This window comes from Streptomyces sp. NPDC048650 (assembly GCF_043199095.1).
GTDB lineage: Bacteria > Actinomycetota > Actinomycetes > Streptomycetales > Streptomycetaceae > Streptomyces.
In genome coordinates, this window is sequence record NZ_JBICVM010000001.1 from 574,928 (window position 1) to 599,446 (window position 24,519).

Sequence of the window (24,519 nt, forward strand, 5' to 3'; positions counted from 1 at the left end):
AAGAGGAAGCGACATGTCCAGATTGCCTCAGTGGGTCGGTGGCCTCGGCGCCGGCCTGACACGGCTCTCGCAGCGGCTGGAGGATCAGCGCCGCCGGGCGGAGGCCGCGGCGGCCGGCGACTCGGAAGAGCTGAGGCCGGCCGGGTTCCCGCCCGGCTCCGTCCCCGCCCCGCCGTCCTACGCACCGGCCGCTGCACCGGCCGCCGCATCGGCGGACGAGGGTTCGGGCGGGCTGCTCGCCGCCACCCGTACGGCCGTACCGGAGACGGTGGACGGCGTGCCGCGCGACGCCGTGGAGGACACGTCGGCGTCCGGCTCCGCCCTGCCGCCCGACTCCGTCCCCGCCCCGCCGTCCTACGCACCGGCCGTCGCGGCCCGTCCTGATCCCGTCGCGGCGGTGCCGTGGGGCGTGCGGGTCGCCGCCGAGGTCGGTTGGCGGCTGCTCGTCCTCGCCGGGACGCTGTGGGTGCTGGCGCGCGTCATCACCACCATCGAACTGGTCGTCCTCTCCTTCGTGGCGGCGCTGCTGATCACCGCGATGCTGCAGCCCACCGTGGCGTGGCTGCGCCATCGCGGGTTGGCGCGCGGGCTGGCCACCGCGCTGACCTTCATCGGCGGGTTCGTCATCATGGGCCTGGTCGGCTGGTTCGTGGTGTGGCAGGTCCAGGACAACATCGACTCGGTGTCCAGCCGCATCCAGGAGGGCATCACCGAGCTCAAGGGCTGGCTGCTGAAGAGTCCGTTCCATGTGACCGAGGGTCAGATCAACCACATCGCCAAGAACCTTCAGGACGCGGTCGGCGCCAACACCGAGGCGATCACCTCGGCCGGTCTGGAGGGCGTCACCGTCGTCATCGAGGTGCTCACCGGCATCCTGCTGGCGATGTTCACCACCCTCTTCCTGCTCTATGACGGCAAGCGCATCTGGACCTGGCTGCTCAAGCTCGTTCCCGGCGCGGCCCGCGAGGGCGTGGCGGGCGCCGGGCCGCGGGCCTGGCGCACCCTGACCGCCTATGTCCGCGGCACGGTGATAGTCGCTCTGATCGACGCGATATTCATCGGCATCGGCCTGTGGTTCCTCGACGTCCCGCTGGCCGTTCCGCTCGCCGTCTTCATCTTCCTGTTCGCCTTCATCCCGCTGGTCGGCGCGGTGGTCTCCGGCGCTCTCGCCTGTGTCGTCTCGCTGGTCACCCAGGGCGTCTTCACGGCGCTGATGGTGCTGGCGATCGTCCTGGCCGTCCAGCAGATCGAGGGCCACGTCCTCCAGCCCTTCATCCTGGGCCGGGCGGTGCGGGTCCACCCGCTGGCCGTGATCCTCTCCGTCGCCGCGGGCGGCCTGATCGCGGGCGTCGGCGGTGCGGTCGTCGCCGTCCCGCTGGTGGCCGTCACCAACACGGTCGTCGGCTACCTCCGTTCGTACTCCAGGAGCGAGGCGCTGCGGATGTCGGCGGCGCCGCACGGCGCCACGGCGGTCGGGGCGGCGGCCGCGCCCGCCCGGCCGGCCGGACAGGGACCCGGCGAGTAGGCGGCGCGACACCCCGCATCGCGCAGAACCCCGCAACGCACAGAACCCCGCAGAGAGAAATCTGCGGGGTTCTGCGTGTGCTGCGGGTGCGCGGCGGGTGGCCGCGCGAGTGCTGCGGACGCACTCGGCGCGCGTCCGCGGCAGGGCTTACGCGCCCAGCGTGTCCTCGGCGTCGAGCGTGGCGCCCACGGCCTGCAGGACCGAGGCGATCTTGATGGCCTCGAGGATCGTCTCGCGGTCCACGCCCGCCTTGCGGAGCACCTGCTCGTGCGAGTCCAGGCACATGCCGCAGCCGTTGATGGCCGAGACGGCCAGCGACCACAGCTCGAAGTCGACCTTCTCCACACCGGGGTTGCCGATGACGTTCATCCGCAGACCGGCACGGAGGTTGCCGTACTCGGGGTCCGACAGCAGGTGCCGGGTGCGGTAGAAGACGTTGTTCATCGCCATGACGGCGGCGGCCGACTTGGCGGCCTGGTACGCCTCGGCGGAGAGGTTGGCCTTGGCCTCCGGCTCCAGCTCGCGCAGCACCTTCGGCGAGCGCGAGGCGATCGCGCAGGCCAGCACGGTGCCCCACAGCTGCTGCTGGGGCAGATCGCTGTTGCCGATGACGGAGCCGAGGTTCAGCTTCAGGTCCTTGGCGTAGTCCGGTACGGCGGACTTCAGTTCGTCGAGAGCCATGTCAGATCGGCCTTCCGTTCAGTGGTCAGTTCACTCGCCGGAGAGCAGCGCGACCGGGTCGAGGGTGTTCTCGCCCTTGGTCCAGTTGCAGGGGCACAGCTCGTCGGTCTGCAGGGCGTCCAGGACCCGCAGGACCTCCTTGGGGTTACGGCCGACGGAACCGGCGGTCACCATGGTGAACTGGATCTCGTTGTTCTGGTCGACGATGAAGACGGCGCGCTGCGCGAAGCCGTCCTCGCCCTCGATGCCCAGGTCGCGCATGAGCTCGTGCTTGGAGTCGGCGAGCATCGGGAAGGGCAGGTCGGTCAGGTCCGGGTGGTCCTTGCGCCAGGCGTGGTGCACGAACTCGGAGTCACCGGAGAAGCCGAGGACCTGCGCGTCGCGGTCGGCGAACTCGTCGTTCAGCTTGCCGAAGGCGGCGATCTCCGTCGGGCACACGAAGGTGAAGTCCTTGGGCCACGCGAAGACGATCTTCCACTTGCCTTCGTAGGTCTTGTGGTTGATCTGCTCGAACTCCTGGCCGGACTCGAGCGAGACGCAGGCGGTCAGATCGAACTCGGGGAACTTGTCACCAACAGTGAGCACGCGCTCTCCTTGCTGCGGAGGAAACGTCGGCGCGTTCCCTTTTTGGGGGTTCGGCCGCTTTCCTAGGGGCTTGGACGGATCACACAGTGCCACAGGAGCCATTGATCAGGGAAATAGCTAGACTGGTTGATGTTGATCGGAGGTGGTTATCAGTGGTGTCCCCGGTGAGTTCCGGCAGCCGGCCCCGCCAGCCCAGCCTCGCCCAGCTCAGGGCGTTCGCCGCGGTGGCCGAGCATCTGCATTTCCGCGAGGCGGCAGCCGAGATCGGCATGAGCCAGCCCGCACTCTCCGGCGCGGTCTCCGCGCTGGAGGAGTCGCTCGGCGTCCAGCTGTTGGAGCGTACGACGCGCAAGGTGCTGCTCTCGCCCGCGGGCGAGCGGGTGGCGGCGCGCGCCCGTACGGTCCTGGAGGCCGTCGGCGATCTGATGGAGGAGGCGGAGGCGGCGCGCGCCCCGTTCACCGGCGTGCTGCGCCTCGGGGTCATCCCCACCGTCGCGCCCTACCTCCTGCCCGCCGTCCTGCGCCTGGTCCACAGCGCCTACCCGGCCCTCGACCTCCAGGTCCACGAGGAGCAGACCGCCTCACTGCTGGACGGCCTCGCGCACGGCCGGCTCGATCTGCTGCTCCTCGCGGTGCCCCTCGGTGTCCCCCAGGTCACCGAACTCCCGCTCTTCGACGAGGACTTCGTGCTGGTCGCGCCCAAGGAGCACTGGCTCGGCGGCCGGGCCGACATCCCCCGTCAGGCACTGCGGGAGCTCGATCTGCTGTTGCTGGACGAGGGGCACTGTCTGCGCGACCAGGCCCTGGACATCTGCCGCGAGGCGGGCCGGGAGGAGGGCACCCCGGTGACGACGAGCGCGGCCGGACTGTCGACACTGGTCCAGCTGGTGGCCGGCGGGCTCGGGGTGACACTGCTGCCGCGTACGGCGCTACGCGTCGAGACGGCCCGCAACGACCAGCTGACGACCGGCTATTTCGCCGATCCGCAGCCCTCGCGCAGAATCGCCCTCGCGATGCGTACGGGCACCGCACGCCAGGCGGAGTTCGAGGAGTTCGCGGGGGCGCTGCGGGAGTCGATGCGGCTGTTGCCGGTGCGGATCGTGGAGAGCTGAGAGGCCCCTCAGGGGCGGGCCACCGCGAGGATCGCCCCGACGTCCAGAGTGATCTCCGCGCCGAGTGAAGGGGGCAGCGTGACGTGCTGTCCGGGGGCGTGCACCTGGTGCGTGCGGTACTCGTTGGCGAACGGGTCGGTCAGGACGTGGATGCGGTTCTTCTTGCGGTCGATGATGACGTAGACCGGGATCCTGGCGATGGCGTACGCGGCGACCTTGCGCTTGAGGTCGGTGGAGTGGTTGGCGGAGGTGACCTCCAGGACCAGGCGGAAGACGGCCGGGTCGTAGCAGTTGAACTCGATGAGGTGGTCGCCGTAGTCGGCGTCCACGACGGCCATGTCCGGGACGACGAAGTCCTCGGGCCCGTCGGGGAGCCACAGGCCCATCGCCTGGATCACTCTCGACTCCGCGCCGTGCAGGGGCAAGAAGGAAACGAAGAGATCGGACAGCACATCCCCGTGGGGGCCGTCCGGCCGTGGCGGCACGGTGAGTTCTTCCCCGATGATCTCGATGCGGTAGCCGGGAAGCTTCTCGGCGAGCATGTCCGCTTCGTGCAGCAACGTGGACCCGCTCTCACAGGGGTGCTCGACCGCAGCGGCAGACATCGCGCCTCCTAGTGGCTGGTGTCGAGACCATTATCGTAAGCCCGGGTGTCCGCAAACGTCTCGTACGACCGCATTCACCCCTCCGCGGAGCGAGGGCAGCCGGCCCCCTACGGCCCGGGCGCGGGAGGGGCCCCGCGCCCGAACCGTCGGGCGCCGGACCGCTCACGCGACGGGTGACCGGTCGTACGTCAGGAACGCCGCGCCGCTCTCGAGGACCGTGTGCGCGCTCAGTTCCCAGCTGCGCGGGTCGAAGGCGGTTGCCGGGGCGAAGAGCGGGGTGCCGGAACCCAGGGTCAGCGGGCCCAGCTTGATGATCAGTTGGTCGATCTCGGAGTAGAGCGCACCGGCCAGGGTGCTGCCGCCCAGCAGCCAGATGTCCTTGCCGTCCTGCTGCTTCAGCTCCCGCGCGGTGACCACGGGATCGGTGGCGACCAGCTCCACGGCCGGGTCCGGGCTCTCCCGCAGCGTCCGGGAGAAGACCAGGTGGCGCAGGTGCGGATAGCAGTCGGTGAATCCGGCGTCGAGGCCGAGTTCGTACGACTTGCGGCCTTCGAGGACGGTGTCGAAACGGGTGCCGGCGGCGGTGACGCCCAGGGCCGAGCGCGCCGGGGCGGGGAGGATCTCCGGGAGTTCGGTGATGAGGTGGTCGAGGTAGCCGTCGGGTATGGGCCAGAAGCCGTCCGGGCCGGTGGGATCCCCGCCGTCAGGGCCGGCGATGAATCCGTCGATGCTGGAGGCGATGCAGTAGACGAGCTTGCGCATGGCAGGTGGCTCCTGGGTGGTGACGAGCACGGAGTGATGGGCGGCCGGTGGCCGGGGTGCGATGTCGGTTCATGATCGCTCGAACCTGCGCGCCACGACGGGCATGGCGTGAATTCCGGGCACCCGGCACCCACGGCACCGCAGCCCCTCACTCCGTCCGCAGGCCCGCCGGCCGCATCAGCCGCCAGAGCAGCGGCAGGGAAAGCGCCGTGACGCCGAGGATGACAGTGCCGGCCGTGCCGGTGAGGGTGAGGATGTCCCACCACTCCGGCTCCGGCGGGCGGCCGACCATGTGGAGGAAGAGGAGGCCGAGCGGCAGCCCGCAGGCGACGGCCAGCCCCAGGCCGACCGCCACCGGCAGCGCCGTCTGCCACAGGATCGAGCGGCCCAGGACGGCGCGGGGCGTGCCGAGGGCGTGCAGGGCGGACAACAGGCGGGACCGTTCGTGGAGTTGTTCCAGGGTCGTGATCAGCAGACCGCAGCCGATCAGCAGCAGCACGGCGACGGCACCGGCGGTCAGGGCGCGGCGGGTGATGTCCAGGACCCCGTCGTCGCCGCTCGTGCCGTACGACAGCACGGCGATCCGGGGGTCGACGTGCGCGGCCGCGTTCCGCAGGTGCTCGATGGCGTCGGGGCGGTGCGGATCGAGGCGGACCAGCACCATGACGCTGTGGTGGCGCAGCAGGTCGCCGTCCAGGGCCCCGGGAGTGACCAGGAGGCGGGGGAACGGCAGCCAGGGCGGCAGGGCGTCGCGCGCCTCGACCCGGCGGGCGCCGGACGGCACGGTCCAGGTGGCGGGGCGGCGGTGGTCGGCGCGCGCGGTGGCCGGTTCGAGCGCCAGCCGCTGCCCCGGGCGCGGGGCCTCGGCGTCGGGGTCCTCGGTGCGGAAGACGTCCCCGTCGGCGCAGGAGCCGATCCGGGCCAGCCGGCGCAGCGCCGCGCAGTCGGCGAGGGTCAGAGGGTAGGGCTCGGGGTCGTCCGCGGCCTCCGCCCCTGCGCCGTGGGGGAGCCCGGCGGGGCCCGCGTACGCGACGGTGAGGACGGGGCCGGGGCGGACGCCGTCCGCGGCGGCCAGTCGATCGTGGAACTCGTGGGTGCGGGCGGCGGGCAGCGCGCCGTCCCTGGCATCGACCTCGGTCCACCGGGTGTAGGGGTCGGTCTCCGCAGGCGGTTCGACGCCGCCGGCGCCGGTCAGCAGCAGCTGTACGGCGATGGCGCCGGCCACCGCCACGGTGATCCCGCTGACCGAACGGACGGCCGCGGCCCCGGTCAACTGCAGCCGCCGGACAGCCAGTTGCCAGGACTGCCCGCCGCGCCCGGAGCGGCCCAGCCGCGCCACCGCGGCGTCCAGCGCCCACGGCAGCAGCGCCGCGACGCCCAGGAGGAGGAAGGAGGTGCCGAGGATGAGCTGAGTCATGGCGGCGTCACCGGGCCGCAGCCCGCCGATCGCCTGCGGCAGCAGCAGGGCCACCCCGGCGCACGGCAGCAGCAGCCGCCACCACAGGCGGCGGCGCGGCGGCGGCGCCGTACGGGTCACGCCCAGCGGTTCGACGGTGACCCGCCGCATGGTGGCGAGGGTGACGGCCACCGCGCAGAGCGGAACGGCCACGGCGATGAAGGCAGCGAGCGGGGCGCCCGGCACGACATCGGTGGGAAAGACGCCGATGCCGGCGACCGTGACGTCGGAGAGCGGAACGCGGACCGCGAGGAAGAGGACCGTACCGGTGAGCAGCCCCAGCAGCGCACCGGCGAGCGCCTCGCCCGCGGCGACGCGGCGGGTGGTGGCCCGGTCGGCGCCCACCAGGCGGAGCGCGGCCAACCGCCGATCGCGGCGGTCGCCGCCGAAGCGCACTGCGGTGGCGACGAAGACGGCGACCGGGGCCAGCAGCGCCACACAGCCCACGACGATCGCCAGGACCACCAGCGGGCCGGACTCGAAGGGTGTGCCCCACTCGCCGAAGCCTGTGATCCGCTCGACGTTCTCACTGGGGCCGCGCAGCGCGTCGGTGCCCTCGTAGAAGCGGAGTTCGCCGGGGTGGGCCAGGCCCGTGGCGCCGATCCGGGCGGTGATCCGGCGGTGCGGGAAGCGGTCCTTGAGCAGGGCGCCGTCGGGGGACGACAGCAGCTCGGCCAGGGCGGGGGAGACGGCCATCTCACCGGGGCGGGGCAGGCGCCGGAGGCCGGGCGGGACGGGGGCGTGCGGGCCCTCCGCCTGCAGCGCCCGGCCGCCGACGTCCGCGCCGTGGTACGTGGTGCTCACCGAGGTGATCAGCAGCGTGTGGTCACCGGGGCCGGTGCCCACGGCGGCGGGGACCGTGCCGCGGGCCCGGTCGCGGCCCAGCGAGGCGTTCATGACGTTCGGGACGGCGGCGGCGAACAGCAGCACGGCCACTCCCAGTCCGACGCCGAGCGCCGTCAGGGTCGTCCGGATCCAGCCCGGGCGCCCGCCGGTGACGGCGAACCGGGCGCCCATGGCCAGGTCGCGGCACCAGCGCGCGGCCCCGAAGGGTCCGGGGGCGGTCGGCATCGGCACGTTCACTCCGTCCGCAGTCCGTCGGGCCGCATCATGCGCCACAGGGGCGGCAGGCTGAGCGCCGTGACGAAGAGGATCACTCCGGCGCCGATGCCGGTCATCCCGGCGATCGCCTGCCAGTCCACCGTCACCGCGCTGTCGATCATGGTGAGCAGCAGCGATCCCAGCGCGAGCCCGCAGCCCAGCGCGAGGCCCAGCCCGAGGACGACCGGGATGGCGGTCTGCCAGAGGACCGACCAGCCCAGGGTGGCGCGGCGGGTGCCGTGGGCGTCGAGCGTGGACAGCAGCCGGCGGCGTTCGTGGAGCTGCTCGACGGTGGAGATGATCAGGCCCGTCCCGATCAGCAGCAGGGTGATGACGGAGCCGCCGAACACACCGGCACGGACGCTGGAGAGCTGCTGGTCATGAGGGTTGTCCAGGTAGGAGTGCTCGTGCAGGGTCGGGTCGATGCGCGCCGCGGTGTTGCGGATGTGTTCGAGGGCGTCCGGGGTGCCGCGGTCGAAGTCGACCGTGATCTCCATCGTCGGGGACGACAGTCGGGCACCGTCGAGCGCGCCCGGCGTGACCAGGAGGTCGTACGAGGACGAGAACGCGCCGGGGGTGCTCACGGGGGCGAGGAGGCGGACGGTCCGGGCCGTCCCGGGGATCTTCCAGGGGCGGGGCTTCGCCGGGGCGTGGTAGCCGTCCGGCGGGTCGAGGTCGACGCTCGTCCCGGGGTTCAGGGTGGGCCGGCGGAGGCCACCGGCCCGTTCGTGGTCGTCGGTGCGGAAGACGTCGCCGTCGCGGCAGGAGGGCAGGTGCGCCAGGCGGCGCAGTTCGGCGCAGTCGCCGACGCTCAGGGCGGCACCCCCGGCGCCGTCGTTCGCGGAGCGGCGGGGCAGCGGGCCGACGGACGCGTCGAGGGTGCCGCGCACCGCGGTCACCCCGGACGTGGCCCGCAGCGCGCCGAGCGCCTGTCGCGTCTTCGGCCAGTCGTCGGAGCCGACCCACAGGCCGACCCGCGGCAGCTTGCCGGACACCGCGTACGCCTGCGCGTAGCCGGCCTGCATCCCCGTCATCAGCATGTGCACCGCGATGGCCCCGGCCACCGCCACCACGATCCCGCCGACCGCGCGGGTCGCCGATCCGCTGTTCAACTGGAGCCGCCGGAAGGCCAGTTGCCAGGGGACCGGGCCGCCGCGCAGCCGGCTCACGACGGCGTCGACCAGCCACGGCAGCAGCGCCGTGACCCCGAACAGCAGCAGGATCGAACCGGTGGCGAGCCGCACGGTGTCGAACCCGGTGTCCGCCCACGGACGCGCCCAGGCGAGCGGGAGCAGCAGCACGGTCCCGGCCGCGGGGAGCGCCAGCCGCCACAGCAGCCGGCGGCGCTGCGGGGGGCGGTTGCGGACGACGCCGAGCGGTTCGACGGTGACGCCGCGCTGGGCGATCAGCGACACCACCACCGAGGCCGTCGGGACCAGGACCCCGATCAGCGCGGCCGCGAGTGGTCCGGGCGCCACGTCCGAGGGGAAGACGTTGACGTCCCACAGCGTGATCGGCGACGCGAACTGCCGGCCGCACAGGAACAGCACCGCACCCCCGGCCAACCCCAGCAGCGAGCCGAACAACGCCTCGCCGGCGGCGATCCGGCGGGTGGTGCGGACATCGGCGCCGACGAGGCGGAGCGCGGCCAGCCGCTGCTCACGGCGTTCGTTGCCGAACCGTACGGCGGTGCCGATGAACACCATCACCGGCATCATCAGCGCCACGCACGTCATGATCACGAGCAGGACGACGGGGGCCCGCATCGGCGGCGAGTCCCAGTGCTTGCCGAAATGGTCGATGCGGTAGCCGTCGGCCGCATTCAGGGCGGCGGGCCGGGCCACGTAGGTCAGTTCCTTCGGACCGAGGAGCCCCTCGTCGCCGATGACGCCGGCCACCTCGTAGGACAGCCGGTCGTGCAGCAGCGCCCCCTCGGGGGAGTCCAGCAGCTCCTTGAGGGCGGGCGAGACCACCATCCGGCCGGGGCCGGGGAGCCCGTGGACACCCGGCGGCACGGGCGGATGCGCGCCGTCGGGCTGCACCAGCCGGCCGCGGATCTGCGCGCCGTGGAAGGTGGTGTCCGCCGACGCGTAGAGCAGGGTGTGGTCGGCGGCCTTCGGCTCCTGCGCCTGGCCGAGGTTCTCGCGCGCCTTCTCCCGGCCGTGCCAGGAACTGGTCAGCGACGGTACGGACGCGCCGAGCAGCAGTACGGCCACGCCCAGGGCGACGCCGAGTGTCGTCAGGGCCGTACGGATCCAGCCCTCGCGCCCGCCGCCGGCCGCGAACCGTATGCCCATCGCCAGGTCGCCGGCCCAGACCGACGGGCCGGTGCGGACCTGGCTCATGTCCGGGCCCGCCTCATCCGCACGTCCGCATCACATACCGGCCCGGTTCATATCAGGCCCGCCAGCATGTCCTTCACCTTGCCGTCGCGGACGACGATCTCGCGGTCGGAGTAGGCGGCGACGCGTACTTCGTGGGTGACCAGGACGACGGCGGCGTTGGTGTCGCGGGCGGCGTCGGTCAGTAGGGCCATGACGCGTTCGCCGTTGAGGGAGTCGAGGGCGCCGGTGGGTTCGTCGGCGAAGACGACCCGGGGGCGGGTGACGAGGGCGCGGGCGACGGCGGTGCGTTGGCCTTGTCCGCCGGAGATCTCACCGGGTCGTTTGTCGGCCACTTCGGTCACTTCCAGTCGCTCCAGCCATTCCCGTGCCTGTTTTTCGGCGTCCTTGCGTCTGGTGCCGTTCAGGCGCAGTGGCAGTGCGACGTTCTCCAGTGCTGTCAGCTCGGGGACGAGTTGGCCGAACTGGAAGACGAAACCGAAGTCGGAGCGGCGCAGGGCGCTGCGTCGGGTGTCGTTGAGCCGGGTCAGGTCGTGCGGGCCGTAGCGCACTGTGCCGGAGTCCGGGGCGACGATCCCGGCGAGGCAGTGCAGCAGCGTCGACTTGCCGGAGCCGGAGGGCCCCATCACGGCCACCACCTCGCCCGGGTGGACGGAGAACTCCACGCCGTCCAGCGCGGGCGTCGACCCGTAGGACTTGTGCAGAGCCTCGGCGGACAGCAGAGATCCCTCCGGCGTCATGCCCGGACCCTCTCCGCCAACCGGTCCAGCCGGGCCGCGGTCAGCTCCAGCCAGCGCAGATCGGCCTCCAGGTGGAACAGTGCGTGATCGCAGATCAGCTGGTCGGCGAGGTCGCCGCCGCGCTTGCGCTCGGTCAGTCCGCGCATCAGCCGCAGATGCTCGGCGCGCTGGCTGTCCAGCAGCTCGGCGGCGTCCCGGTCGGTCAGCAGCGCGAGGACGACCTTGGTGTAGAGCGTCGACTGGAGGTAGGGCTCGGGCTTCTCGGGGCGGGCCAGCCACTGGGCGACATCGGTGACACCGGCGTCGGTGATGGCGTACCGCTTGCGCTCCGGTCCCGCGCCGGCCTCCACGGCGTCCACCTCGACCAGGCCGTTCTTCAGCAGCCGGGACATCGTGGAGTAGACCTGGCCGTAGTGCAGCGGCCGGTCCTGCCCGAAGTGTTCGTCGAAGGCCCGCTTGAGGTCGTAGCCATGGCGGGGGCCGGACTCCAAAAGGCCCAGCAGCGTATGACCGATTGACATGCCGACCACCTTACGTCGTGGGTGTATCGCTCGTGTATACGCGGCGGGTATAGCGGCTCGCGGGGCCCGGCGGCTGCCGTGCCCCGCGCCGTGCCGGTCACTCCGTACGCAGCCCGTCCGGCCGCATCATCCGCCACAGCGACGGCAGCGTCAGCAAGGTGACCGCCACCACCAGGACGCCGCCGGCCGCGACCGGCGGCCAGATCACCGACCACGCGATGCCGCTCTTGCCGGCCATCCGCAGCAGGACGACGCCGAGTCCGACACCGGCCGTCACCGACAGGAAGAGCCCCAGCGCCACCGGTACGGCGGTCTGCCACAGCACCGACCAGGCGAGCGTGCGCCGCCTGGCCCCGAACGCCACCAGGACCGACAGCAACCGCCGCCGCTCGCGCAGCTGCTCCAGCGTGGAGACCAGCATGCTCACGGCGATCAGCGCCAACGTCGCCGTGGAGGCGACCAGCAGGCCGGTGCGCACGCTCGCGAACTGCTTGTCGCGGGTGAGGTTCTGCAGCGCGAGCACATCGGTCGCCGGATCGATCCGGGCCGCGGTGTTCCGCGCGTACTCCACGGCGTCGGGGACCCCCGGGTCGATCCTGACCATGGCGCGGGCGACGGGGTCGGCCAGCGCCGTGGTGTCCAGCGCGCCGGGGGTGGCGAAGATGCCGAAGCCCTCCTGGCCCGTCGGGTCCCTGCGCGAGGGGACCACCCGGGACGCCTTCGGGATCGTCCACAGCTGCGGACGGGCGGGCGCCCGGTCGGTCGCCGCGTCCCGGTTGAGGAGCACCCGGGCGCCCGGACGCGCGGTCTTCGCGAGATACCCGTCGTCCACCGTGCGCCCGGCGTCCCGGACGATGAAGACATCACCGTCCCGGCACTCGCCGGTGTGCGCCAGTTCGCGCAGCGTGGCACAGTCGCCGACGGTCACCTCGGTGCTCGGCACGAAGTCCTCGCCCGCGCGCAGCGGCCCGGGCCGGCCGGCCGAGCCGTGGACGGTGGCGAGCACACCGCGCACGCCCCTCGTCGCGCGGAACTCCCCGATCATCTTCCGGGCCGTCGCGATGTCCTTGCCGGGCAGCGCGACCTCCAACTGGGCCCGGTCGGCGTCCTGCCCCGTCACCTTCATGAAGTCGCTCTGAACGGCGGCGAAGAACAGCTGGAGGGCGATCGCCCCGGTGACCGCGACCGTGACCCCGCTGACCGCGCGGGCGGCCCCGGAGCTGCTCAGCCGAAGCCGCCGGGTGGCCAGCTGCCAGGGCACCGGACCACCCCGGAGCCGCCCCACGACCACCTCGACCAACCACGGCAGCAGCACCGTGATCCCGACGAGGAACAGCACCGCACCGCCCGCGATCACCTCCGTGTGGACCACCGCACCGTCGGCCCGCGGCTTTCCGAAGAACCACAGCAGCGCCGCCCCTGCCAGGGGCAGCGGCAGCCGCCACCACAGCCGGCGCCGGCGGTGCGTCCCGCCCCGTACGACGCCCAGCGGCTCGATGGCCACCCCGCGCAGCGCGAACAGCGTGACCAGCACGGCCACCACCGGCACGGCCGAAACCACCAGCGCCGCCAGGGCCGGGTCGGGGGTCACGTCGAAGGGGAAGGCGTTGACGTCCCAGAGGGTGACCGCGCCGATCAGCTGACGGACGGCGAGGAACAGCACGCCGCCCACCAACAGCCCGCACACCGCGCCGAACAGGGCCTCACCGGCGGCCGTCCGGCGGGTCGTCGGGACATCGGCGCCGACCAGGCGGAGCGCGGCCAGCCGCCGGTCGCGCCGTTCGCCGCCGAACCGTACGGCGGTCGCGATGAAGACGGCCACCGGCATCAGCAGGACCACACACGCCACGATGACCAGCAGGGTGAGCTCGGGGCCCATGGCGGAGGCCGTGCCCGACGCCCCGAAGCCGGTGGCGCGGTAGGCGCTGTCGCCCGCGGTGAGGGAGGCGTGGCCCGCGTAGTACGTCAGCTCACCGGGCCCGACCAGGCCGGGGTCGCCGATGGTTCCGGCGATCTTGAAAGGCAGCCGCTCACGCAGCAGCCTTCCCTCCGGAGAGGCCAGCAGATCCCTCAGCGCGGGGGAGACCACCATCTCGCCCGGCCGCGGCAGCGCGGAGACTCCGGGCGGCACCGACGAGCCGGGCCCGTCGGCGCGCAGCAGCACGCCCCTGACGGGGTCCCCGCGGAACGTGGTCTCCACGGGGGCGAGGACCAGGCTGTGGGCGGAGGGCGGGTGCGTCCCGACGCCGATCGGGTTCCGGGCGTCCGAGCGCTGCTGCCGGCCCTCCATGATGTGCGGGACGGACGCGGCGCCGAGCAGCAGCATCACGCCCAGCCCGACGCCGACCGCCGTCAGGATCGTCCGGACCCAGCCCTCCCGGCCGCCGCCCGCCGCGAAGCGGACGCCCATGGCGAGGTCGCGGGCCCAGGAGGCGCCGCCGGCGGCGGGCCCGCGCTGCTGCCCGGCGGCCCGCTCGTCGTCGAGAACGCTCATACCGCGGCCGCCGCTTCCCGAGCCACGCCGTCGCGGACGACGATCTCGCGGTCGGAGTAGGCGGCGACGCGTACTTCGTGGGTGATCAGGACGACGGCGGCGTTGGTGTCGCGGGCGGCGTCGGTCAGTAGGGCCATGACGCGTTCGCCGTTGAGGGAGTCGAGGGCGCCGGTGGGTTCGTCGGCGAAGACGACCCGGGGGCGGGTGACGAGGGCGCGGGCGACGGCGGTGCGTTGGCCTTGTCCGCCGGAGATCTCACCGGGTCGTTTGTCGGCCACTTCGGTCACTTCCAGTCGCTCCAGCCATTCCCGTGCCTGTTTTTCGGCGTCCTTGCGTCTGGTGCCGTTCAGGCGCAGTGGCAGTGCGACGTTCTCCAGTGCTGTCAGCTCGGGGACGAGTTGGCCGAACTGGAAGACGAAACCGAAGTCGGAGCGGCGCAGGGCGCTGCGTCGGGTGTCGTTGAGCCGGGTCAGGTCGTGCGGGCCGTAGCGCACTGTGCCGGAGTCCGGGGCGACGATCCCGGCGAGGCAGTGCAGCAGCGTCGACTTGCCGGAGCCGGAGGGCCCCATCACGGCCACCACCTCGCCGGAGCGGACCGAGAAGTCGGCGCCCTCCAGCGCGGGTGTGGCCCCGTACGCCTTGTGCAGCGCGCTCGCTTCGAGCAGGGAACCGGCCGGGGTCATGCGGGGGCCCCGGGGGGTGCGGGCAAGGGGTGTCCAGTGGGCATGCCGCGCACTCTACGCCAGCTGTATACCCTCAATGTATAGAAGCGCTCCGCTCGGCCGCTCAGCCGCCGGTCGGCCGGCCGTCGCCCTCCCGCCCCGCCTCGGGTGGTGGTGTGGCCCCTTTGGGTGGCCGCCCCCGCCGCGGCACGGCTCCCGCACCTCGGGGCAGCCGCCCCGCGTCCGCCAGCGCCTTGCGCAGCAGGAACTCGACCTGCGCATTGGTGCTGCGCAGTTCGTCGCCCGCCCAGCGGGCGAGGGCGTCGTGGATCAGCGGGTCGAGCCGCAGCAGTACCTGCTTGCGCTGCTGCGGCCCTCGCGCGGGGGTCCGCTCGCCCTCGGCGCCGGCCCCCTCGGTGCCGGCACTCACTGGTAGAGCGAGCCCGTGTTCAGGACGGGCTGGGCGGCACGGTCGCCGCAGAGCACCACCATCAGATTGCTCACCATGGCCGCCTTGCGCTCCTCGTCCAGCTCGACGATGCCCTGTTCGTTGATCCGTTCCAGCGCCGACTCGACCATCCCCACCGCGCCCTCGACGATCTGCTGGCGGGCGGCGACGACCGCACCGGCCTGCTGCCGCTGGAGCATCGCGGAGGCGATCTCGGGGGCGTAGGCGAGGTGGCTGAAGCGGGTCTCGATGATCCGCACACCGGCGGCCTCCACCCGGGCGGTCAGTTCCAGGGCGAGCTTCTCGGTGATCTCCTCGGCGTTGCCGCGCAGCGACAGGCCCGCCTCGTCGTGCGCGTCGTAGGGGTACTCGATCGCGATGTGCCGGACGGCGGCGTCGGTCTGGGTGGCGACGAACTCCAGGAAGTCGTCCACCTCGAACAGCGCCTGCGCGGTGTCCTCGACCTTCCACACGACGATGGCGGCGAGCTCGATCGGGTTGCCGTAGGCGTCGTTGACCTTCAGTACGGCCGTCTCGTGGTTCCGCACCCGGGTGGAGATCTTCTGGGCGGAGGTCAGGGGGTTGACCCAGCGCAGGCCGTCGGTGCGGATGGTGCCCACGTACCGCCCGAAGAGCTGGATGACCCTGGCCTCGCCGGGCGCGACCATCTTCACGCCGGTCATGCAGAAGAAGGAGCCCACCACCAGCAGGGCGCCGACGATTGCGAACGGCGCGGTCAGCGAGCGGTTGTCGCCGGAGCTGAGCACGCCGCCGACGCTGATGGCGGTGATGCCCAGGGCGACCCCCAGCACGGTCAGCAGCAGGGCGAGGCCGCCCGGGATGCTGTGCGCCGTGCTCTCGCGGACCTGGGGCTCGGGCATCTGCGGGGTGTCGACGGCCGGCTCGGCTCCCGGCCCCGCGGTCATCTGGTCGGTCTGATTGGACATGGAGGTCCCCGTTTCTCCGGAACGGCGCGTGATGTCCGCCGCACCAGGTGATTTCTCTGGTCTAGCAAAGTGATATCACTTTATCGTCCTGGCCTGCCCGGGTCCAGGGCGATGCCCGAAACCCCCTCCCCGGTTCCCCCGCTCCCCGTGCTCTTTGTCACGCCCGGAAAAGCCTTCACTGATGACTATGTGTTGACAGATGCGGTGTTAGCTTCAACAGCTGAATCAGCTGGGGGCGGACGACTGGAGTTGCGGAAGCGATGGGCCGAGCGGATGACAGGCGGGCGCGCCAGGGGAACGCCCGCCGGGCCAAGCAGAAACAGAGAACGCCGAAACAGGACAAGAGCCTCATACGCCGGATCTTCTCCTGGAAGAAGATCCTCGGGGCCTTCCTCGGGGCGTGCCTGCTCGGCATGCTCGCCTTCGTCGGCCTCTACCTGTACGTGGACATCCCCGCCGAGGGGAACGACGCTGCCCGCCAGCAGAGCAACGTCTTCAAGTACGCCGACGGCAAGACCCTCGCCCGCGACGGCAAGGTCAACCGCGAGGTGGTCCCGCTCAGCAAGGTGCCCAAGGCGGTCCAGCACTCCTTCGTCGCCGCCGAGAACAAGACGTTCTACAAGGACTCCGGCGTCGACCTGAAGGGCACCGCCCGCGGCATCCTCAACACCCTGATGGGCCACGGCAAGCAGGGCGGCTCGACGATCACCCAGCAGTACGTGAAGAACTACTACCTGAGCTCCGAGCAGACGGTCAGCCGCAAGCTCCAGGAAATCGTGATCTCGCTCAAGGTGGACAACAAGCTCACCAAGAACGACATCCTCGCGGGCTACATCAACACCGCCTACTACGGCCGCGGCGCCTCCGGCATCCAGGCCGCCGCCCAGGCCTACTACGGCGTGGACTCGGAAAAGCTCACCGTCTCGCAGGGCGCCTACCTCGCCTCGCTGCTCCAGGCGCCGAGCCAGTACGACTGGGCCATCGCGACCGACACCGGCCAGAAGCTGGTCAAGCAGCGCTGGGCCTACACCCTGAACAACATGGTCGAGATGCACTGGCTCTCGCCGCAGGACCGGGCCAAGCAGAAGTTCCAGCCCCCCAAGCCCCCCAAGTCGACGCCCGGTGTGAGCGGCCAGAAGGCCTATCTCATCGCCGAGGCCAAGCGGGAACTCTTCGCCCAGGGCGTCGACGAGAAGCAGTTCGAGGCCGGCGGCTGGACCGTCACCCTCGGCATCGACCGCAAGAAGCAGCAGGAGCTGGAGAAGTCCGTCAAGCGCAAGCTCACCGCGGACCTCGACCCCAAGAAGCGCAAGGTCGACGCGCACGCCCAACTCGGCGCGACCTCGGTCGATCCCGAGACCGGCCACATCGTCGCGATGTACGGCGGCGCGGGCTGTCCCGAGCACTGCCTGAACAACGCGACGCGCGAGGACTACCAGCCCGCCTCGACGTTCAAGCCGCTGATCCTGGCCTCCGCGATGGAGAACGGCAAGACCACCCAGGACGGCGTGCAGATCACCCCGAACACGATCTACGACGGCCACAACCGCCGCCCGGTCGTCGGCGGCACCTCCCCCTTCGCGCCGCCCAACGAGGACGAGCACACCTACGGCAACATCGACGTCCAGACGGCGACGAACAACTCCGTCAACTCCGTCTTCGCGCAGATGGGCGCCGACGTCGGACTGGAGAACGTCAAGAAGACCGCGGTCGAGCTCGGCCTCAACGGCAAGAAGATGGACGTCCAGCCCGCCATGACGCTGGGGACCATGGGCGCCAGCCCCCTCGAGATGGCCGGGGCGTACGCCACCTTCGACAACCACGGCAAGAAGGTCACTCCGACCCTGGTCACCAAGGCCACGCACGGCGAGCAGACGACCCGGCTGCGCAACCCGATCGGCGAGCAGGTCCTCACCCCGAAGACCGCCGACACCCTCACCTCCGTCCTGACCGGCGTGGTCAACGACGGCACCGCCTCGGAGGCCGTGAAGAACACCGCTTATGACGCGGCGGGCAAGACCGGCACCTCCGACGACAACAAGTCGGCCTGGTTCGTGGGCTACACGCCCGACCTGGTCACCGCGGTCGGCATGTTCGGCGAGGACACCGAGAAGGGTGGCACCCAGGTCACCCTGAAGGGGACCGGCGGCGGTGGCCGGGTCAACGGCGGCGGCTATCCGGCGCGGGTGTGGGCGGACTACACCCAGGCGGCGCTGGGCGGCCACACCGGATCCGAGTTCCAGCTGGACACGGACCTCGGCGCCGGGGTGGCCCCGACCCCCACGCCGACGCCGAGCGACACCCCCTCGTCGACCCCCACACCGTCCGACACACCGAGCCAGACGCCCTCGCAGACCCCGACGCCGACCGGGTCCCCGACGGACAGCGGCCGCCCGACGGGCAGGCCCACCGATCCGACCCCGACCGACACCGGCCTTCCCGACGGCGGCACCACCGGCGGCCCCGGAGGGCCCGGCGGAGGCGGTACCGGCGGGAACGACGGCGGACCGGGCGGCACCAGCCCCAACGACAGCGACGGCCTGACCGGCTTCAACTGACCCGAGGGCCGGCACACACGGCACGGCACGGCGCCCGGAGCATCACCGCTCCGGGCGCCGTGCCGTCTCACGCGGGGGCGGGCCTCAGCCGCCGTTGACCTTCTTGGCGATCCGGTCGCCCACGTTCTTGTCGATGTTGCGCCAGTACTGCAGCGCCCGGTCCAGCACCGGACGGCTGACGCCGTTCAGCAGATGGCCGGAGACGTTGCCGACCAGCCGGTCGCGGGCCGCGTCGTCGAGCACCTCGCGGACCATCGTGCCCGGCTGGCCCCAGTCGTCGTCTTCGCGGCGCAGCGTGTAGGCCGTCCGCACCATCTCGCCGCTGGTCTCCCAGCCCGCGGGCTCGCCGTACGCCACGGTGTCCGCCGCCGGCCCGCCGTAGGAGTTCGGGGCGTACGGCCGGGCGACCCGCGACGGCTCGAAGCGCATCGGCCCGTCCTTCGCGTACGAATGGACCGGCACATGCGGCCGGTTGGGCGGCAGCTGCAGGTAGTTCGGGCCGATGCGGTACCGGTGGGTGTCCGGGTAGGAGAACAGTCGGCCCAGCAGCATCTTGTCCGGCGACGGGCCGATACCCGGCACCAGGTTGGACGGCTCGAACGCCGCCTGCTCGATGTGGATGAAGAAGTCTTCCGGGTTCTTGTTCAGCGTCATCCGCCCGACCTCGATCAGCGGATAGTCGCCGTGCGGCCACACCTTGGTCAGATCGAACGGGTTGAAGCGGTAGTCCGGGGCGTCCGCGAACGGCATGACCTGCACATACAGCGTCCAGGACGGAGCGTTGCCGCCGTCGATGGCATCGAACAGATCGCGGCGGTGGAAGTCACCGTCCTCGCCCGCGATCCGGTCGGCGTCCTCCTGGGTGAGGAAGTCGACGCCCTGGTCGGTCTTGAAGTGGTACTTGATCCAGAACTTCTCGCCGCCGGCGTTGATCCACATGTAGGTGTGCGAGCCGTAGCCGTTCATATGGCGGTAGCTCTTGGGGATGCCGCGGTCGCCCATCAGCCACGTGACCTGGTGGGCCGACTCCGGCGACAGCGTCCAGAAGTCCCACTGCATGTCGTTGTCGCGCAGCCCGCTGTCCGGGCGGCGCTTCTGCGAGCGGATGAAGTCCTGGAACTTGATCGTGTCACGGACGAAGAAGACCGGCGTGTTGTTGCCCACCAGGTCGTAATTGCCGTGCTCGGTATAGAACTTGAGGGCGAAGCCACGCGGGTCGCGCCAGGTGTCGGGGGAGCCCTGCTCGCCGGCGACCGTCGAGAAGCGGGCCAGCATCTCGGTCGTCCTGCCGGGCTGGAAGAGATCAGCCTTGGTGAACTGACTGACGTCGTTGGTGACCTTGAAGATGCCGTACGCGCCGCTGCCCTTGGCGTGCACCACCCGCTCGGGAACCCGTTCGCGGTTGAACTGGGCCATCTTCTCGATGAGGTAGTGATCCTGGAGCAGGATGGGGCCGTCGGCGCCCACGGTCAGTGAGTGCTCGTCGCTCTCCACCGGAATGCCGGCGTTGTTCGTGGTGCGCGGGACGTTCTGCGCGGAGGTGGTCATGGAGGAATGCCTCCCGTTCGACGACTGGGGCGGGGGTGGTGGGGGCCAGTCAGTCCCTTTTGTCCACCCCAGCAGTCAACGCCCACCGACGACCTGTCGGCAAGAGTTGGACCCCGTCCGGTCTCAGACGGGGTCCAATATGTGGGACAAATGGCCGTACGGCCTTCCGGCTCAGCCGCGCGCCCCCGCACCCGGCGGCATCGACAGCTCGAACCAGACCACCTTGCCCATACTCAGCCGCGTCGCGCCCCAGCGACGGGCCATCCGGTTGACCAGATACAGCCCCCGCCCACCCTCGTCGGACGGCCGGGCCTGCCGCAGCCGCGGCAGCTGCGGAACATCGTCACCCACCTCGCAGCGCAGCACATCGGTCCGCAGCAGCCGCAGCGTGATCGGCCGCTCCGCATACCGCACCGCATTGGTGACCACCTCGCTGACCAGCAACTCCACCTGATCGGTCAGCTCATCCAGCCCCCACCGCGCCAACGCCCGGCGCGCCAGCCGGCGCGCCTGCCCCGCCGTCTGCGCCTTGGGATCCAGATACCAGTACGCCACATCGCTCGGCGCTATGCCGTCGAACCGGGCGGCCAGCAGCGCGATGTCGTCATCGCGATCACCGGGCCCCAGCATGTCCAGGACCTCGTCGCACAGCGGCTCCAGCGGCGGCGGATTGGGCCCCGTCAGCCGGGCCGTCTCCGTCAGCCGCTCCCGCAGCTGCTCGATGCCCGTCCACACGTCCCGGATCCGCGACTCCACCAGACCGTCGGTGTACAGCACCAACGTCGCACCCGCCGGCGCATCCAGCTCCACCGCCTCGAAATCCACCCCGCCCACACCGATCGGCGCACCCGGCGGCACCCGCAGCACCTCCGCGCGCCCACCGCGGTGCAGCATCACCGGCGGCGGATGCCCCGCGTTCGCGATGATGATCCGGTGCGCCACCGGGTCGTAGACCGCGTACAGGCACGTCGCCATCCGGTCCGAGCCCAGCCGCTGCGCCTGCTCGTCGAGATGGTGCAGCACCTCCTGCGGCGGCAGATCGAGCCCGGCCAGCGTCTGCGCCGTCGTCCGCAGCTGCCCCATGATCGCGGCCGAGGTCATCGAATGCCCCATGACATCGCCCACCACCAACGCCACCCGGCTGCCCGGCAGCGGGATCGCGTCGTACCAGTCACCGCCCACCCGCGCCGTCTCCGCGGCCGGCAGATACCGGCTGGCCAGACGCACCCCGGTCGGCTGCGGCAGCGAATCCGGCAGCATCGTCCGCTGCAGCGCGTCCGCGATGTACGCCTCCCGCCCGTACAGCACCGCCTTGTCCACACCCAGCGCCGTGTGCGTCGCCAACTGCGCCGCCACCAGCAGATCGTCCGGCTCGAACGCCGGACGGTCCGGACGGCGCAGGAACACCGCCGCCCCGATCACCCGCCGGCGCCCCCGCAGTGGCGCCAGAACCACCCGGTGACCACTGGGCAGCCGGGTCTCCGGCCCCAGCAGCTCCGGCAACGCCGTACGCGCCGCCTGCGCCTCGCCGAACAGCGGCCGCACACCCCGCAGGACCTCCGCCAGCGGACCACCCGCCCGCACCTCGGCGAGCTCCGCCGCACTACCGCCCATCGCGGGCCCCAGATCGGGCTGGGCGGGCAGCATCGGCAGCCGCGTGCCGTTCGTGTCCGGCTCCTCCGGGATCCGGTCCGTACGCCGCAGCCGCAGCACCACCGGACCCGTCGGCCGCTCGTCACCCACCGGCAGCGGATCGCGCAGATACACCAGGATCGCGTCGGCGAACGTCGGCACCGTCGCCCGACACAGCCCCAGCACGATCTCGTCGAGGTCTATACCCCGCGCGATCCGCCGCGTCGCCGCCCCGATGAACCGCAGCCGGTCACCGCCCGCCTGCCGGGCCGCCGCCACCTCACCGCTCTCACCCGGATGCGCCGAGCGCACCGGAGGAGCCGCCGGCGGGCCCGCCGGCGGCGGCACCCGCACCCCGGCGGCCTCCCCGGCCACCGGACGCGTCGCCTCCCCGGCGAAGCCGCCCTCACGCTGCCGCCCGATCCCCTCGCCGCCACGCGGCTCCTGGCCCGTACGCGGCTCCTCACCCGGCTCCGGCGACCCCGCACGGCCCACCGCGCCCTGCCCCGCCCCCTGCACCGCTCGGGCCGCCGTTCGCTCCTCCGGCACCCCGGCCGGCCGCCCGGCCACGGGCATCGCCACCTCCCTGTACGCATCCGGGTACGCATCGGCGGACGGATCCCCGTACGAACCCGCCGCGCCCCACGCCGCGGCGTGACCGGCAGCGTGGTCACTCACCTGATGACCGGCCGGCTGCCCGGCCGTGTGCTCCGCGGCATCACGCGCCGCCTCACCCGCCGCGTCCCGCTCCGCCGCGCCGTGATCCGCCGCCGGCTCGTCCCGAGCACCATCGCGCACGCCATCACCACCCATGCCGGCCTCCAGGCCGGCGCCCGTACCGCTGTTCATGCCGATGTTCATGCCGATGTCGTCACCGCCGCGCACCGCGAAGCCCGTGCCGGGAACCGGCGCGAACCCGGTCGCGGCAGGCGGCTGCGGGGCGCTGCGGGGATCGGGAACCGCGCCGAGCGGCGCCGTCCCGGCCGCCCCCCGGAAAGGGGACGCCGAGGGCGCGGCGGTCGAGGCCGACCGCCGCGATTCGTAGGAGGTGGGGTGCTCCGTCACGCGTGGGATTCCATCCGTCCGGGGCTGCATACCTGATATCCGACCCGCCGCATATCGGGCGTGTCAGACGCGTTGCAGGTGCAGAAAGAGCTGGATTTCGGGTGGTACGTCCGTACTCGCCGGGGCATACGCATACGAGTCCTCCCCGGTGACCTCGAAACCCGCGTCGCGCACGACCCGGCGCAGGTCGTCCCGCAGGTATCCCGATACCCGGACCGAGGTGCCCAGGAACGGAATCGTGAAGTCGTCCACATCCGCTTCGACCATCGACAGAGCCAACACCCCGTCAGGTCGTAGGAGATCATGCAGCATGGCCAGCGCGTAAGGGATTTCCGCACGCGGCAGCATCAGAAGCGAGAAAAAGGCGGCAATTCCGTCGAAGGAACCGGTGCCGCCGAGCCGGCCGCCGCGCAGATCGGCGATGTCCAGCCGGTGGAATTCCGCGCCCGGGACGTTGTCCCGAGCCAGTTTGATCATCGAGGGGGAGAGGTCGACACCCACCACGCGGTGCCCCGCGTCCGACAACTGACGGGCGGTCGGCAGACCCGTACCGCACCCCACATCCAGGACACGCGAACCTGCCGGCAGCGCATCGGCCAGCCACGCCCCCGACGCGAGCTGGCCCTCCTTGTGCGGAAAGGCGACGTCGTACCGGTCACCGACCGCATCGAACGCCTCGGCCTGGCCGGCCCGATCCAGTGCTAACCGGTTCAGGCCCTCGTATTCGTCGTAGCTTCTCGCGCTCACGACCTTGCCCCTCCTGCGACCGCGGTCAAGTTCGTTTTCCCGTTCTGGAGTTGCGCCTGTGCAGCCTTGCGGAGGACGATCCTACGGTTGAAGACCCCCGCCACAGCAAGGGGGCTCGGTCAGGCTTCTCGGCCCGCGAGAAAAGCCCGTGCCCATAGGCGCGTCTTTCCACGGTTCGCCCGGTTACTCGCCCCACTTCCCCTTACGCACTCACGACCGCAAACGGCCCGACGGATGGCCCCAGTTCTCCGGAAGCCCGGGAACCTCCCACCCCGGATCAGGCCGCCAATTCTCCCAGCCATCGGCGAACGGCCTGCCCCACGCCCCGATCTGGGCCACCGCGGCCCGCCCCGCCGACCTGACCTCGGACGCCTGCGCAGAGCTCATCAGCCCGTCCCGCTGCGCCTGTGCGAACTCGTCCTCGTCCCGCCACTCCCAGTGCCGGTCCGGATAGACGCAGATGTCGAGGAAATGATCCAACGAGTCAATACCACCCGCCCAACGGCGACGCGGTTCCTCCAAATTGACGTACCAGTTCTTGAACAGCCAGCCCTGCTCCCAGAACAGCCACACCGACCAGGGATCACCCGGCCGCGCCAGCTTCAGCACCCCCGTGCCGAACCACTGGTCGAAGGCGGTACGGCGAGCCGAGGTGTAGCGGGTGGCCAGCGGCTCCCGATGCACCGGCGTCCCGTCGGCGAGCACCGGCTTGACGCACGGCGTGCCGGGCGCCAGCCACACCGCAAGCAGCTCGTCGGAGTCCTGGACAACAGTCACCGGACGGGCGATGTGGATCCGGCGGCCATCGGCGTTGTCCCGATAGCGCCACAGGATCTGCTCCCCAGGCTCCCACCGCGCCGGCCCCACGTCGCGAGTGGACTCGCCTTCCGTCGTCTCCACCATGTCCGCTGTCATGACCAGAGCTTAGGACCACGGAGTTACGCGCGCCGTGACCCGAGCCGCACCGCACGTGACGACCAGCCGCACG

Annotated in this window: 19 protein-coding genes; 3 read left to right on the forward strand and 16 right to left on the reverse strand. The window is 71.6% G+C overall.

The window, feature by feature from the left end; all coding sequences use genetic code 11:
* Nucleotides 1-13: 13 nt before the first annotated feature.
* On the forward strand, nucleotides 14-1,525 hold the full coding sequence (locus ACGFML_RS02665; protein WP_393539192.1) for an AI-2E family transporter: 1,512 nt from the start codon (nucleotides 14-16) through the stop codon (nucleotides 1,523-1,525).
* A gap of 147 nt (nucleotides 1,526-1,672) precedes the next feature.
* Here the strand turns inward: ACGFML_RS02665 and ACGFML_RS02670 are convergent, their stop codons facing one another.
* Complete coding sequence (locus ACGFML_RS02670) at nucleotides 1,673-2,206, reverse strand: alkyl hydroperoxide reductase (protein ID WP_393539194.1); 534 nt, start codon at nucleotides 2,204-2,206, stop codon at nucleotides 1,673-1,675.
* 30 nt (nucleotides 2,207-2,236) lie between these two features.
* Entirely contained in the window at nucleotides 2,237-2,791 is a 555-nt protein-coding gene (locus tag ACGFML_RS02675) for a peroxiredoxin (protein ID WP_326699570.1), read from the reverse strand.
* A gap of 164 nt (nucleotides 2,792-2,955) precedes the next feature.
* Between ACGFML_RS02675 and ACGFML_RS02680 the strand changes: the two genes are divergently transcribed.
* The gene (locus ACGFML_RS02680) at nucleotides 2,956-3,903 is read left to right on the forward strand and encodes a hydrogen peroxide-inducible genes activator (RefSeq protein ID WP_393539196.1); all 948 of its coding nucleotides are present in this window, start codon (nucleotides 2,956-2,958) and stop codon (nucleotides 3,901-3,903) included.
* Nucleotides 3,904-3,911: 8 nt separating this feature from the next.
* On the opposite strand, the gene ACGFML_RS02685 is transcribed toward ACGFML_RS02680, so the two are convergent.
* The 10 genes from ACGFML_RS02685 to ACGFML_RS02730 all read right to left on the reverse strand — a co-directional run bounded on the left by ACGFML_RS02685 (nucleotide 3,912) and on the right by ACGFML_RS02730 (nucleotide 15,981).
* On the reverse strand, nucleotides 3,912-4,508 hold the full coding sequence (locus tag ACGFML_RS02685; protein ID WP_393539198.1) for a Uma2 family endonuclease: 597 nt from the start codon (nucleotides 4,506-4,508) through the stop codon (nucleotides 3,912-3,914).
* Between the two features lie 162 nt (nucleotides 4,509-4,670).
* Nucleotides 4,671-5,270, reverse strand: a complete 600-nt coding sequence (locus ACGFML_RS02690) for a dihydrofolate reductase family protein (RefSeq protein WP_393539200.1) — start codon at nucleotides 5,268-5,270, stop codon at nucleotides 4,671-4,673.
* A 148-nt stretch (nucleotides 5,271-5,418) separates the two neighbouring features.
* Nucleotides 5,419-7,797 (reverse strand): FtsX-like permease family protein, encoded by a 2,379-nt coding sequence (locus tag ACGFML_RS02695; protein WP_393540374.1) that lies wholly within the window; start codon nucleotides 7,795-7,797, stop codon nucleotides 5,419-5,421.
* Nucleotides 7,798-7,805: 8 nt separating this feature from the next.
* Nucleotides 7,806-10,172, reverse strand: coding sequence for an FtsX-like permease family protein (locus tag ACGFML_RS02700; protein WP_393539202.1), 2,367 nt, complete (start codon nucleotides 10,170-10,172; stop codon nucleotides 7,806-7,808).
* Between the two features lie 47 nt (nucleotides 10,173-10,219).
* Nucleotides 10,220-10,909, reverse strand: coding sequence for an ABC transporter ATP-binding protein (locus tag ACGFML_RS02705; RefSeq protein ID WP_393539204.1), 690 nt, complete (start codon nucleotides 10,907-10,909; stop codon nucleotides 10,220-10,222).
* The gene (locus tag ACGFML_RS02710; RefSeq protein WP_393539206.1) at nucleotides 10,906-11,430 is read right to left on the reverse strand and encodes a PadR family transcriptional regulator; all 525 of its coding nucleotides are present in this window, start codon (nucleotides 11,428-11,430) and stop codon (nucleotides 10,906-10,908) included. Before ACGFML_RS02710 ends, ACGFML_RS02705 begins: the two co-directional genes overlap by 4 nt.
* Nucleotides 11,431-11,527: 97 nt before the next feature.
* Nucleotides 11,528-13,924: an FtsX-like permease family protein gene (locus ACGFML_RS02715; protein ID WP_393539209.1), complete on the reverse strand. Its 2,397-nt coding sequence runs from the start codon at nucleotides 13,922-13,924 to the stop codon at nucleotides 11,528-11,530.
* Nucleotides 13,921-14,607, reverse strand: coding sequence for an ABC transporter ATP-binding protein (locus ACGFML_RS02720; RefSeq protein WP_393539211.1), 687 nt, complete (start codon nucleotides 14,605-14,607; stop codon nucleotides 13,921-13,923). The genes ACGFML_RS02715 and ACGFML_RS02720 overlap by 4 nt, the downstream gene beginning before the upstream one ends.
* A gap of 103 nt (nucleotides 14,608-14,710) precedes the next feature.
* On the reverse strand, nucleotides 14,711-15,016 hold the full coding sequence (locus tag ACGFML_RS02725) for a hypothetical protein (RefSeq protein WP_393539213.1): 306 nt from the start codon (nucleotides 15,014-15,016) through the stop codon (nucleotides 14,711-14,713).
* Nucleotides 15,013-15,981, reverse strand: a complete 969-nt coding sequence (locus ACGFML_RS02730; RefSeq protein WP_393539215.1) for an SPFH domain-containing protein — start codon at nucleotides 15,979-15,981, stop codon at nucleotides 15,013-15,015. Before ACGFML_RS02730 ends, ACGFML_RS02725 begins: the two co-directional genes overlap by 4 nt.
* Nucleotides 15,982-16,241: 260 nt before the next feature.
* On the opposite strand from ACGFML_RS02730, the gene ACGFML_RS02735 reads away from it, so the two are divergent.
* Nucleotides 16,242-18,539 (forward strand): transglycosylase domain-containing protein, encoded by a 2,298-nt coding sequence (locus ACGFML_RS02735; protein ID WP_393539217.1) that lies wholly within the window; start codon nucleotides 16,242-16,244, stop codon nucleotides 18,537-18,539.
* Nucleotides 18,540-18,623: 84 nt separating this feature from the next.
* Here ACGFML_RS02735 and ACGFML_RS02740 read toward each other — a convergent pair whose 3' ends face one another.
* The 4 genes from ACGFML_RS02740 to ACGFML_RS02755 all read right to left on the reverse strand — a co-directional run bounded on the left by ACGFML_RS02740 (nucleotide 18,624) and on the right by ACGFML_RS02755 (nucleotide 24,446).
* Nucleotides 18,624-20,087, reverse strand: a complete 1,464-nt coding sequence (locus ACGFML_RS02740; RefSeq protein ID WP_393539219.1) for a catalase — start codon at nucleotides 20,085-20,087, stop codon at nucleotides 18,624-18,626.
* A gap of 171 nt (nucleotides 20,088-20,258) precedes the next feature.
* Entirely contained in the window at nucleotides 20,259-22,784 is a 2,526-nt protein-coding gene (locus ACGFML_RS02745) for a SpoIIE family protein phosphatase (protein WP_393539221.1), read from the reverse strand.
* A gap of 63 nt (nucleotides 22,785-22,847) precedes the next feature.
* Nucleotides 22,848-23,531, reverse strand: a complete 684-nt coding sequence (locus ACGFML_RS02750) for a class I SAM-dependent DNA methyltransferase (RefSeq protein ID WP_393539223.1) — start codon at nucleotides 23,529-23,531, stop codon at nucleotides 22,848-22,850.
* A gap of 210 nt (nucleotides 23,532-23,741) precedes the next feature.
* Nucleotides 23,742-24,446: a DUF402 domain-containing protein gene (locus ACGFML_RS02755; RefSeq protein ID WP_393539225.1), complete on the reverse strand. Its 705-nt coding sequence runs from the start codon at nucleotides 24,444-24,446 to the stop codon at nucleotides 23,742-23,744.
* Nucleotides 24,447-24,519: the final 73 nt, after the last annotated feature.